Genomic DNA, 11,615 nt, shown 5'->3' on the forward strand with positions numbered 1-11,615 from the left:
GCGCCCTGAAATCTTTTTATACTCATCGGTAAAATATGCCGTTGACAGACCGCGGGCGGCGGCTTAGCTACTTCCATACCGATCGGTAATGAACGAAGGGCGAAGCAGCCAAACGGTTTGCAAGCCCCTCCTCGACCGACCAGACCGCCGGCGCCACAGCGCATGGCGGGGGATGCCGCGCGGCTCCGACCGCGCGGCTCCCGTCCTCACGACACCAAGTGTTCAACCCCCTCCCGCGCGCACCCCGTCGCGGCAACGACGGCCCGCGCCCTCTTTTCAGGAAATCATCCCATGTCCCGTGCTCTTGCTCTTGCTTCCGCCCTCCTCGTCCTCTCGGCCGGCATCGCGTCGGCCAGCGACCTCGTCCCCGGCTCCGACACCGGCACGCGCGATGCGCAGGCCAGTGCCGACCGCTCGGTGCTGATCGGCTCCACCGTTTCGGAGGAGCGTGCGGAGACCTCCTACGGCTATCCGATCGGCCGCACGGATCGCGCCGATTCCTACGTGCCGGCGAACCAGCTCGGCGAGCGTGGTGCACGCCCGGCGACCGCTTCGGACGGCAGCCGCACGCTCGTTCCGGCCTCCGACAGCTTCTGACCCGAAGGCCCGCCGGCGGCGACCGCAAGCCGCGGGCGGGCCTCCGCTTTCCGCGTAACAGCGTGCCCATCCCGTTCGGGGCCGACAGAGGAACGCCATGTCCAGACTCCACACCGTCCTGAACTGGGTCGCCGCCGTCATGGCCGGCACCGTCGCCGCCGCCTTCGCCTTCACCTTTCTCGGCCTCGGCGTCCTGATGCACGAACCGCGCCCAGCCGTCGGGGCCGAAACGCCTGCAACGACCGCGCCGGCCGCCATCCCCGCCTCGGTCGCGCGCGTCGAGCGGCGGCCGGTGGAACTCTGGTCCGCCCATTCCGGCCGTCTGGAAGCGGTCCAGAGCGTCGACATCCGCTCGCGCGTCGCGGGCGCCATCGAGACCACGCCGTTCCCCGAAGGCGCCCTTGTCGAGAAGGGCGCGCTGCTCGTCACGATCGATCCCGAGCCCTACCGCGCGGCTGTCGAGCGCGCCCAATCGGACCGTCAGGCGGCGGAGGCCCGGCTAGCCTTCGCGATCAGCGAGCGCGACCGGGGCGCCCAGCTTCAGGGCAATCGCACGATCGCAAGCTCCGAATACGACCGGCGCGTTCAGGCCGCCGCGGAGGCTGCCGCCCAGCTCGCCGCGGCCGAGGCCGCGCTGCGCACCGCCCGGCTCGATCTTTCCTATACCGAGATCCGCGCGCCGGTTGCGGGCCGCATCGGCCGCTCGCTGGTGACGCCGGGCAACCTCGTCTCGGCCGGGGCCGGTTCGCCGGTCCTTGCCCGCATCGTATCCGTCGACCCGATCTACGCCGCCGTCGATGCCGACGCGGACGAGACCCAGCGCCTTCTTCAGGCGGCGGGCGGCACGGCCGGCATCGAGCGGATACCCGTGCGTCTCGACCTTGGCGACGGCAAGAGCATTGAGGGCCGGGTCCAGTTCGTCGATCCGAGCGTCGACCCTTCCAACGGCACCGTCACCATCCGCCTCGCCTTCCCCAATCCCGATGGCAGCCTGATGCCGGGCCAGTTCGCCCGCGTCCGGCTCGGCGCTCCGAAGGCGGAGCCGGCGCTGCTCGTGTCCGAGCGGGCCGTCGGCACCGACCAGGACAAGCGCTTCGTCCTCGTCGTGGACGACCAGGACACCGTGCAGTACCGCGAGGTCCGGCTCGGCCCCGCATCTGGCGACATGCGGGTCGTGACGAGCGGCCTCGTCGCGGACGAGCGGATCGTCGTGAACGGCCTACAGCGCCTGCGCCCCGGCGCCCGGGTCGCCCCCCAGATGGTGTCGATGGAGACGGGCAACCATCTCGACCGTCAGGCCAGCGCCGACCTCCCCTCCGCGCGCTGACCGCACCCCGGCGGAGCGTCTCCTGGCTCCGCCGGGGATGCCGCCGATCACCCCATTCTTCCGAGAGCAACGTCCGTGAACATTTCCCGGTTCTTCGTGGACCGTCCCGTCTTCGCGGGCGTCCTGTCCGTCCTCATCTTCCTCGGCGGCCTCCTGTCGATCTTCGCCCTGCCGATCTCGGAATATCCGGAAGTCGTGCCGCCGTCCGTGGTGGTGCGTGCCGCCTATCCCGGCGCCAACCCGGCCGTCATCGCCGAAACGGTGGCGACGCCGCTGGAGGAGCAGATCAACGGCGTCGAGGGCATGCTCTACATGTCCAGCCAGGCGACCACGGACGGCACGATGCAGCTCACCGTGACCTTCCGCATCGGCACGGATCCGGATCAGGCGCAGCAGCTCGTCCAGAACCGCGTCGCGCAGGCCGAGCCCCGCCTGCCCGAGGAGGTGCGCCGTCTCGGCGTCTCCGTGGTGAAGTCCTCGCCCGACCTGATGCTGGTGGTGCACCTCACTTCGCCGAACGGGCGCTACGATCTCACGTACCTGCGCAACTACGCGCTCCTCAACGTGCGCGACCGGCTGGCGCGGATCGACGGCATGGGCCAGGTCCAGCTCTTCGGCTCGGGCGACTATTCCATGCGCATCTGGCTCGACCCGGAGAAGACCGCGAGCCGCGGCCTGTCGGCGGGCGACGTCGTCAACGCCATCCGCGAGCAGAACGTCCAGGCCGCGGCCGGCGTCATCGGCGCCTCGCCGAGCGTGCCGGACATCGAGTTCCAGCTCTCGGTGAACGCGCAAGGGCGGTTGAAGGACGTGGAGGAGTTCGCCGACATCATCGTGCGCACCGACGCCGAGACGGGCGCCATCACGCGCATCCGCGACATCGGCCGCGTCGAGCTCGGCGCTTCGGAATACGCCCTGCGCTCGCTCCTCTCCAACGAGCCAGCCGTCGCGATCCCCGTGTTCCAGGCGCCCGGCTCCAACGCCATCGCGATCGCCGACGAGGTGCGCCGCACGATGGAGGAGATCAAGGCGACGATGCCCGAGGGCGTCGACTACGAGATCGTCTACGACACGACGCAGTTCGTGCGCGCCTCGATCGACGCCGTGGTCCACACGCTTCTGGAAGCGGTGGTGCTCGTCGTCCTCGTGGTCGTGGTCTTTCTTCAGACCTGGCGCGCCTCGATCATCCCGCTTCTCGCCGTGCCTGTCTCGATCGTCGGCACTTTCGCGGTGATGCATCTCCTCGGCTTCTCGATCAACGCGCTCTCGCTCTTCGGCCTCGTGCTCGCCATCGGCATCGTGGTAGACGATGCGATCGTCGTCGTGGAGAACGTCGAGCGCAACATCGAGAACGGCCTCAATCCGCGCGAGGCGACCTATCAGGCCATGCGCGAAGTGTCCGGCCCGATCGTCGCGATCGCGCTGGTGCTGGTCGCCGTGTTCGTGCCGCTCGCGTTCATCTCGGGCCTCACCGGCCAGTTCTACCGTCAGTTCGCCCTCACGCTCGCGATCTCGACCGTGATCTCGGCCTTCAACTCGCTCACCCTCTCGCCGGCGCTCGCCGCCCTTCTCCTGCGCGGCCACGACGCGCCGAAGGACCGGCTGACGCGCTTCCTGGACGGCGCGCTCGGCTGGTTCTTCCGCGGCTTCAACCGCTTCTTCGGCGCCTCCTCGCGCCGCTACGGCAACGGGCTCGGGCGGCTGATCACCCGCCGAGGCATCATGCTCGGGCTCTACATCGTGCTGGTCGGGCTGACCGGCGTACTTTTCCAGAAGGTGCCCGGCGGTTTCGTGCCGGCCCAGGACAAGCAGTATCTCGTCGGCTTCGCGCAGCTTCCCGACGGCGCCTCGCTCGACCGGACCGACGCCGTCGCCCGGCGCATGGGTGAGATCGCGCTTAAGGTTCCCGGCGTGGAATCGACGATCGCCTTTCCCGGCCTTTCCATCAACGGTTTCACCAACTCCTCCAACGCCGCCGTCGTGTTCCTGACGCTCGCCCCCTTCGAGGAGCGCCGGACGCCGGAGCTTTCCGCCGGGGCCATCGCCCAATCGCTGAACGGGCAGTTCGCCGCGATCGAGGAAGCCTTCACGGCGATCTTCCCGCCGCCGCCCGTCCAGGGTCTCGGCACGATCGGCGGCTTCAAGCTGCAGATCGAGGACCGCGCCGGACAGGGCTACCGCGCGCTCGACGACGCGGTGCAGGGCTTCCTCGCCAAGGCCTATCAGACGCCCGAACTGACCGGCATGTTCACCGGCTACGGCATCGACGTGCCCCAGCTCTTCGCCGACGTCGACCGTGCGCGGGCTCGGCAACTCGGCGTGCCGATCACCGAGATCTTCAACACGCTGCAGATCTATCTCGGCTCGCTCTACGTGAACGACTTCAACCAGCTCGGCCGCACCTATTCGGTGCGCGTGCAGGCCGACGCGCCCTATCGCGCCCGGCCCGAGGACATCGGGCGCCTGAAGGTCCGCTCGAACTCGGGCGAGATGATCCCGCTCTCGGCGCTTCTCACGGTCGAGACGGTGGCCGGTCCCGAGCGCGCGCTGCGCTACAACGGGTTCCTCGCGGCCGACATCAACGGCAACGCCGCGCCCGGCTTCTCGTCGGGCGAGGCGCAGGCGGCCGTGGAGCGGATCGCGGCCGAGACGCTGCCGCCGGGCTTCGCCTTCGAATGGACCGAGCTGACCTACCAGGAGATCATCGCGGGCAATTCGGGCCTCGTCATCTTCCCGCTGGCGATCCTCCTCGTGTTCCTGGTGCTGGCCGCCCAATACGAGAGCCTGACGCTGCCGATCGCGATCCTCCTGATCGTCCCGGCCGGCCTCTTCTCGGCCCTGGCCGGCATCTGGCTCACCGGGGGAGACAACAACATCTTCACCCAGATCGGCCTGATCGTTCTGGTCGGCCTCTCGGCCAAGAACGCCATCCTGATCGTCGAGTTCGCGCGCGAACTCGAAGCGGAAGGCCGATCGCCGCGCGAGGCGGCGATCGAGGCGGCCCGGCTGCGCCTGCGGCCGATCCTGATGACCTCGCTCGCCTTCATCATGGGCGTCCTGCCCCTGGTGCTCTCAACGGGTGCCGGCGCGGAGATGCGCTCGGCCATGGGCATCGCCGTCTTCGCCGGCATGCTCGGCGTCACCGTGTTCGGCCTGTTCCTGACGCCGATCTTCTATGTCCTCGTCCGCCGGGGCGCGGCAAGAAGCGCCGGGGAGCCGGCGGCAGCCGTCCCCCTGGCGTCCTAGGACGGCGGTCAGGCGCCGAGCATCTCCCGCGTCACCGCCACGGTCTCGCCCGACCGGGCCGAGGTCGTGGCGGCCTCCGCCAGCGCCAGCGCGGCGATGCCGTCCTTGAGCGTCACCGGAACGGGCGCGCCGGCAGTCTGGCTGGCGACGAAGGCCGTCCACTCGGCCTCGTAGGCGCGCATGTAGCGTTCCAGGAAGAAGTAGACCGGCTTGGCCGAGGAGGCGCCGTCCGTCGTAATCTTCTCGACCGTGTTCTCCAGGACGTTGCGGGCGGACAGGAGCCCTTCGGAGCCGAGAAGTTCGACGCGCTGGTCGTAGCCGTAGCCCGCGCGGCGCGAGTTCTTGATCACCGCGATGCGGCCATCGTCCCAGGCGAGCGTCACCGCCGCCGTGTCGACGTCTCCCGCCTCACCGATGGCGGGGTCGACGATGGCGGAACCGACGGCCGTGACCCTGGCCGGCGGGCCGCCCATGATCCAGCAGGCCATGTCGAAGTCGTGGATCATCATGTCCCGGAACAGGCCGCCCGAGACCTTGATGTAGGACACGGGCGGCGGCGCGGGGTCGAAGGAGGTGATCGACAGAAGTTCCGGCCGGCCGATCTCGCCGGCGTCGAGCGCCGCCTTCAGGGCGGCGAAGTTCGGGTCGAAGCGGCGATTGAAGCCGATCATGACCTCTCGCCCGGCCCCTGCCACGCTCGCCTGGCAGCGCAGCGCGCGCTCCAGCGACAGGTCCACCGGCTTCTCGCAGAGGATGGCCTTGCCGGCGGCGCTCGCGCGCTCGATCAGGTCGGAATGGGTGTCGGTCGACGTCGCGATCAGGACCGCGTGGATCTCGGCATCGGCGAGGATCTCTTCCACCGAGCGCGCCTGCGCCCCGGTGCTCTCCGCAAGCGAGCGCGCGGCCTCGGGCACGGCGTCGGCGATCGCCACGAGGCGGGAGTCCTTGTTGGCGGCGATGAAGCGGGCATGGACCTGGCCGATCCGGCCGGCGCCCAGAAGTGCGACGTTCAGCATGGATGTTCCTTTCAAGAGAGGGTGAAAGCGTCGCGAAAGCGCTGGAGCGCCAGTTCGTCGTCGCCTTGCGGCCAGGCCTCCAGGCCGATGACGCCGCGATAACCCATGGCGTCGAGGGCTCGGGCGATCGCAGGATAGTTGATCTCGCCGGTGCCCGGCTCGTGCCGGCCGGGCACGTCCGCCACCTGGATCTCGCCGATGTTGGGCAGCGCCCGCCGGCACAGTTCGATCAGATTCCCCTCGCCGATCTGCGCATGGTAAAGGTCGAGATTGAGCTTGAGCGAGGGCCGGTTCACCGCCTCGACCAGCGCGATCGTGTCGGCCGCCTTGGCGAAGGGCGTCTTGGGATGGTCGACCGCCTCGTTGAGGTTTTCCAGGACGAAGGTGACGCCCTCCCGCTCGCCGAGGTCGGCGATGCGGCGGAGCGTGTCGACGGCCTTGAGCCACATGGCGCCGCTGACGGTCTCGGCCTTGACCACGGGCAGGCCCTGACCGTCGAGGCCCGTGCCATGCAGGTTGAGGCGCGGGCAGCCGAGTTCCCGGGCGACGGGGATCGACTGGGCGGCCGTGCGCAACAGCTCGTCGGCGCCCGCGTCGTCTGCGAGCGTCCCCGAGACATAACCGGTCATGGACGAGAAGGTCGCACCCGAGCGCGCCAGCGCCTTGATGTCGTGCCGGGTCCAGTCCCAGATCTCGACCAGAAAGCCCGCGGCGGTCAGGCGCTCCAGGCGTTCCGGCACGGGACGCTTGGCGAATACGGTTTCCGCGCAGACGGCGAGCGCGAACGGCTGGCGTCTATCGGTCGTCTGCATTTTCGACATGGATCAGGCCGAACCGGGGGCCGGCGAGGCGAGAAACGATGGCATGATGTCTCCCCTGCAGATCCAGGCCCGAGCCTCCACCCGCCTCGCCGGATCTTCGACACATCTGATATCATCTCGGGACCGGATTGCAATATTCCTGTTTCATCGAGATCGAAAACGGATCATATGATCCATAACCGTGTGGCTCACGGGCCGCCGGATCAAGGGCCGGAACCTGATCCAAGGGTCCTCATGTCACACGGAAGCGGACGCGACAGTCGCGGCCTCAGCCTCTTCGAAGCGATGCCGATGAAGCGTCGGGAGACCCTTGCGAAGCGCCTGGGCGTGTTCAGGTCCGAGGGCTGACGAAAGTGGTGATCCCAGTTGGATTCGAACCAACGACCCCCAGATTAGGAATCTGGTGCTCTTTTTCGAGGGGTAAGAATGTTACCGCTCCTTACCGAGCGTAGGGCACCGAAGGATTGGTAGGGGGTGGCGCGCCCCTCAAAGCGCCGTAGCCGCCCCCTACCAATCCCGCCTCAGAACAAGGCACCCGGACCCGACCGCAGGTCGGGCTTTGAGAGCCTTCAGGCGACGGTTCGGCATCCGACCCCGCAGCCGTTTCCGACGCCTGGTCGACAGGCCACGGATGTCGCGACCCGGTCCGAGCAGTCCACCAAAAAAAAACGAAGCCTTGCGGTTCGGGGCCAGCAGAAAACCCGAGCCTCCGATCCTTTTGATCGTTGCCCGCATCCGCCGTCGGGGAACGACATCGGGCGCGACGTCCAAGGATTCGTGCGCAGCGCACGGCGGGAGACTGCGGACGAGGAGGAGGCAGCCCCGTCGCCGAGGCCGGCGGAGGCCCCGCGCATCGGCGGGCGGGACGGCCGGCGGACCGACGGAGCCGTTTTCGCGGCACTCCCGGCGCGACGGCGCGGACGCACGTCCCGGTGGCGAGGCCGTGCCCGAGCGGGGCCGGCAGGCAACCGCCGGGAGATCCGTTCGCGGCGGCCCGCGCTCGAGCCTCAGCCCGGCGCCTCGGCCTTTTTCTTGCGGCTCCGCGCCTGCGCCGCACGCGTCCGCGTCCAACCCGCCGCGACGTCCCGCGTGACGCGCAGGCCGGGACCGTGGAACTCGGTCTCGCCGATGAAGACGACGCCCGCGGCCTCCAGGGCCTGCTTCACGTTCTCCATCGTCGACAGCATGCAGTCCCCCTTTCCCGCCTCCATGTTCAGCAGCGAGCGGCGGGCGACCTTGGCCTTTTCGGCAAGGTCGTCGAGCGACATGTCGGCCAGCAGCCGGGCGGCTCGCAGGAGGTTGGGATCGACGGGCATCGCGGCGGAGGATCGCTCAAGGGGCGCTCTTGTCAACAATTACGCCTACAGTGCACTCGGGTATCTTCGGAGGGCATTTGGTTGCACCGAAACTCGCGTCGTCGTAAGGAATCGCGGCCGGCCCATGCCAGGGTGATTCGCGGGCCGCCACCGGGCCGGCGGCCCTGCCGCGCCGAGACGGGAGTTCGCGACGTGCCCTCCGTACCGCCCGCCCTCGAAGAGATCCTCGGCATGGCGCAGGCCCGCCGCGACCGCGCGGCTGCCCGCGCGGCGGACGGGGAGCGGCGCCGGGCGGCCGCGTCCGGTTCGGTCCTCCCCTCCGCCGACCAGCTCCTGCGCGGGCATCCACCGCTGGGCAGCGACATCCGGACCGACATCCGGGAATTCGTTGGCTCCGTGCCCGATGGTTCGGTGGACCGACAGGCCGCGGCGTCCCTCCGCGCCCTGTCGGACGCCGCCCGCCGCGCCGCGCCGGGCGGCGGGGTCGACGGAGCCGCGGTCCTGGCGGCCCTGCGCGCGTGCCGCATCGCGCCGCCATCCGACCCCGACGGGACGTTGCGCCTGCGCCTCGCGATCTATGCCGCCCTGCTCGGCGACGCGGAGGCGGCGCTGGCGGTCGCCGGCGAGGCGGCCCTCCTGGCCTACGTGCAGGACTGGCACCTCGAGGGGGACGGTACGGAGCTCGTGTGGCAGGCGGCGGCCTGGGCGGCGTTCGGCTCGTCGCGCCTCGGACCCCTGAGGCGGCTTCCGTGGCCGATCAGCGAGATGGCCTCGACGAGGGACCGCATCGACGCGTTCGCCGACGAGTTCCGGCTGAAGGTCTCCCGCCATTTGCCGGAGCTCGAGTGAGGTGCGGTCGGAACGCGGAACCTCCCGCGGCTGCCGGTGGGCGGCCGGCGCCCGTCACCTCCCACATACGGCACGCCACGCGCGGCCGCATGCCGCCACGTGCCTGGCGCGTCCGTCCGGGACCGGGCCCGGCCGTCCCATAGGCCCCTCCGACTGACCCGCCGCGAACCGTCAGTCCAAGGCCGCCGAAACGGCGGCCGCATCCAGGGCCCCACGAATGTCTTGCATCACCGCCACCGAACCACGGCCGGCCGAAACCCCTCCCGAGGCCAACGGGGCCTTCGCCGCGATCAACGGCATCCGGCGACCGCGCGACCGCGCGGTGCCCGGCGAACGGTCGCGCCGACCGGCGCCGCCGTCGCTCTCGGGGAGGCCGTTGCCGTGAGCCGCCGTCTCCGCCTCGACCCCGACGCGGGGTCCCTCGCGAGCCGCCTCGTTCCCTCCGCGCGGATCGCGGACCACCTCCTTCGCGAAACCGTCGAGACGGCGGGCTTCTGGCGTCTCCTCGAAGGGGAGGCGTGCGTCGTCGTCATCCACGGCGTCCGCCCCGCGGACGCCGTCACCGTCCACCAAGCGGCCCAGGACCTCATCGGGGGAACGCCGGACGACGCGTTCGCGCTCGACGCGATGGTCCGGGACTGGACGGATCCGAAGAGCCTCCGCCCGAACCATGTCGAGCGGCTCCTGCTCGAGGCGAGCACCAGCACCCGGCCGATGGTCGTCCTCTGCCGGGCAAGGTCGGCCGTGCCCCCGGTCGTCTCGGCGGTGGCCGACGCGATGCTCCCGCTCGCCAAGCGCGAGGGGGCGATCGGGCATTTCGTCGCCGACTTCGCCGGGTTCGTCCCCGACGACGCGCTCATGGCCCGGCTCGCGCGCCTGCCGCTGGCGTACCTGAACCTCCTCCTGCGGCCCGGCATGTCCCGCGACCGGATGTGGTCGGTTGCCGGCCGCCTCGGGAGACATTCCTTCGTGGAGGAGGACGGGAAGCGGAACTCGAAAAAGGAGAAGGAAGGGAAAGCCGCAAATGTGGACCGGAAAGCCGCGCCGGCAGGGGATGCGGGGCCCGAACGCCTGGACGACCTGCCGGGCATGGGCGAGGCGCGACGCTGGGGGCAGGCCCTCGCGGACGATCTAGCCCGGTACCGCGCGGGCACGCTGCCGTGGGCCGACGTCGAGGCGGGCGCCCTTCTGTACGGGCCGCCGGGAACAGGCAAGACCCTGTTCGCCCGTGCGCTGGCGGGATCGTGCGGAGTGCCGCTCCACGCCCATTCCTTCGCCGCCTAGCAGTCCCGCGGCCACTTGGGAGACCTCCTCAAGGCCATGCGCTCGGCGTTCGAGGAGGCGCGGAAGACCGCGCCCTCCATCGTGTTCCTGGACGAGCTCGACTCCGTCGGGAGCCGTGACGAGCAACTCGGCGACCATGCCTCCTACCAGCGCCAGGTCGTCAACGGCCTCCTCGAGTGCCTGGACGGCGCGACGGCGCGCCCCGGGGTCGTCGTGGTCGGCGCCACGAACAACAGGGACGCGATCGACGCGGCGGTGCTGCGGCCGGGACGGCTCGGCCGCCTGATCGAGGTCGCGCTTCCCGACCGGGACGGGCGCGCCGGGATCCTTCGCCACCACCTGCGGGACGACCTGCCGGGCATGGACCTACTGGCCCTCGCGGACGAGATCGGCGAGGCCTCGGGCGCCGCGTTGGCGCAGGTCGTTCGCGAGGCACGCGGTTCCGCACGACGGGACGGGCGTGTCCTGGTCGCAGCCGACCTCTGGAACGCCCTTCCCGAGGGAACCCTGCTGTCGGAGGCCGCCTTCCGCCGCCTGTGCGTCCATGAGGCGGGGCACGCAGTCGCCGGGCTGGAGCTCGCCGCGGTCTCGGGGCTGACGCCGACCAGGGTCGCGGTACGCCGCCGCGTCCGGCACGCCGACGCGAACCGCACGGACTTCAGCGTGGTCGAGGGGCACGACCACGCACGCGAGAACGTGGAGGCGCAGGTGTCGGTGCTGCTGGCCGGCATGGCCGCGGAGGAGGTGCTGCTCGGCTCCAGGGGTAGCGGTTCCGGCGGCACTCCCGAGGCCGACCTCGTGCGGGCGACGCGGCTCGCTGAGTCGATGGAGTTCTCGCTGGGCCTCGGGGAAGGCCTCCACTCCGTTCCCGCGGGCGTCCTTTCGAAGGCCGTCGCCGCCGCCGGCGGCAACCCGGCGCTCAGGGACCGGGTCGAGCGCGTGCTCGAGCGGTGCCATCGGGAGGCGAGGTCGATCGTCGAGCGGAGGCGCGGAGAGGTCGAGGACCTGTCCAGGGCCTTGGCGGAGCGGTCGGTCGTCGACCTGCCCTGACGGGACTTCCGTGCTTTCCGGCATCAAGCCAGGCGGGCGGGCGGCCTTCCCGGCGCGGCGGCGGTACGGCGGAGCTGCCGCGACCCCCGACGGGGTCGCGGCGTACCCG

At 70.4% G+C, this 11,615-nt stretch carries 8 protein-coding genes, 1 tRNA gene and 1 pseudogene; 6 read left to right on the plus strand and 4 right to left on the minus strand.

Annotation, left to right across the window (positions count from 1 at the left end):
* Window positions 1–291: 291 nt before the first annotated feature.
* The 3 genes from O5O54_RS07230 to O5O54_RS07240 all read left to right on the plus strand — a co-directional run bounded on the left by O5O54_RS07230 (window position 292) and on the right by O5O54_RS07240 (window position 5,170).
* Window positions 292–597: a hypothetical protein gene (locus tag O5O54_RS07230; protein ID WP_279480182.1), complete on the plus strand. Its 306-nt coding sequence runs from the start codon at window positions 292–294 to the stop codon at window positions 595–597.
* Between the two features lie 97 nt (window positions 598–694).
* The gene (locus O5O54_RS07235; protein ID WP_279480184.1) at window positions 695–1,924 is read left to right on the plus strand and encodes an efflux RND transporter periplasmic adaptor subunit; all 1,230 of its coding nucleotides are present in this window, start codon (window positions 695–697) and stop codon (window positions 1,922–1,924) included.
* Between the two features lie 75 nt (window positions 1,925–1,999).
* Window positions 2,000–5,170, plus strand: coding sequence for a multidrug efflux RND transporter permease subunit (locus O5O54_RS07240; protein WP_279480186.1), 3,171 nt, complete (start codon window positions 2,000–2,002; stop codon window positions 5,168–5,170).
* 8 nt (window positions 5,171–5,178) lie between these two features.
* On the opposite strand, the gene iolG is transcribed toward O5O54_RS07240, so the two are convergent.
* The 4 genes from iolG to O5O54_RS07260 all read right to left on the minus strand — a co-directional run bounded on the left by iolG (window position 5,179) and on the right by O5O54_RS07260 (window position 8,323).
* Complete coding sequence (gene iolG, locus O5O54_RS07245) at window positions 5,179–6,186, minus strand: inositol 2-dehydrogenase (RefSeq protein ID WP_279480188.1); 1,008 nt, start codon at window positions 6,184–6,186, stop codon at window positions 5,179–5,181.
* Between the two features lie 11 nt (window positions 6,187–6,197).
* The gene (locus O5O54_RS07250) at window positions 6,198–6,998 is read right to left on the minus strand and encodes a TIM barrel protein (RefSeq protein ID WP_279480404.1); all 801 of its coding nucleotides are present in this window, start codon (window positions 6,996–6,998) and stop codon (window positions 6,198–6,200) included.
* A gap of 363 nt (window positions 6,999–7,361) precedes the next feature.
* Window positions 7,362–7,465, minus strand: a tRNA-Arg gene (locus O5O54_RS07255).
* Window positions 7,466–8,014: 549 nt separating this feature from the next.
* Entirely contained in the window at window positions 8,015–8,323 is a 309-nt protein-coding gene (locus O5O54_RS07260; protein WP_279480190.1) for a helix-turn-helix transcriptional regulator, read from the minus strand.
* Between the two features lie 192 nt (window positions 8,324–8,515).
* On the opposite strand from O5O54_RS07260, the gene O5O54_RS07265 reads away from it, so the two are divergent.
* The 3 genes and pseudogenes from O5O54_RS07265 (at window position 8,516) to O5O54_RS07275 (ending at window position 11,506) form a co-directional block, all read left to right on the plus strand.
* On the plus strand, window positions 8,516–9,172 hold the full coding sequence (locus tag O5O54_RS07265; RefSeq protein WP_279480191.1) for a hypothetical protein: 657 nt from the start codon (window positions 8,516–8,518) through the stop codon (window positions 9,170–9,172).
* Window positions 9,173–9,949: 777 nt separating this feature from the next.
* A pseudogene (locus O5O54_RS22350) lies at window positions 9,950–10,741 on the plus strand (AAA family ATPase); the annotation flags it as partial.
* Window positions 10,742–10,816: 75 nt separating this feature from the next.
* A complete protein-coding gene (locus tag O5O54_RS07275; RefSeq protein ID WP_279480405.1) occupies window positions 10,817–11,506 on the plus strand; it encodes a hypothetical protein in 690 nt (229 codons plus the stop codon).
* Window positions 11,507–11,615 lie beyond the last annotated feature (109 nt).

The sequence above is a fragment of the Aureimonas sp. SK2 genome (assembly GCF_029813115.1).
Classification (GTDB): domain Bacteria; phylum Pseudomonadota; class Alphaproteobacteria; order Rhizobiales; family Rhizobiaceae; genus Aureimonas.

Excerpts from the sequence above, each read along its gene's own strand:
- O5O54_RS07230 (WP_279480182.1), top strand. The coding sequence starts at position 292 with ATGTCCCGTGCTCTTGCTCTTGCTTCCGCCCTCCTCGTCCTCTCGGCC.
- O5O54_RS07235 (WP_279480184.1), top strand. The coding sequence starts at position 695 with ATGTCCAGACTCCACACCGTCCTGAACTGGGTCGCCGCCGTCATGGCC.
- iolG (WP_279480188.1), bottom strand. The coding sequence starts at position 6,186 with ATGCTGAACGTCGCACTTCTGGGCGCCGGCCGGATCGGCCAGGTCCAT.
- O5O54_RS07250 (WP_279480404.1), bottom strand. The coding sequence starts at position 6,998 with ATGCAGACGACCGATAGACGCCAGCCGTTCGCGCTCGCCGTCTGCGCG.
- O5O54_RS07260 (WP_279480190.1), bottom strand. The coding sequence starts at position 8,323 with ATGCCCGTCGATCCCAACCTCCTGCGAGCCGCCCGGCTGCTGGCCGAC.
- O5O54_RS07275 (WP_279480405.1), top strand. The coding sequence starts at position 10,817 with ATGGACCTACTGGCCCTCGCGGACGAGATCGGCGAGGCCTCGGGCGCC.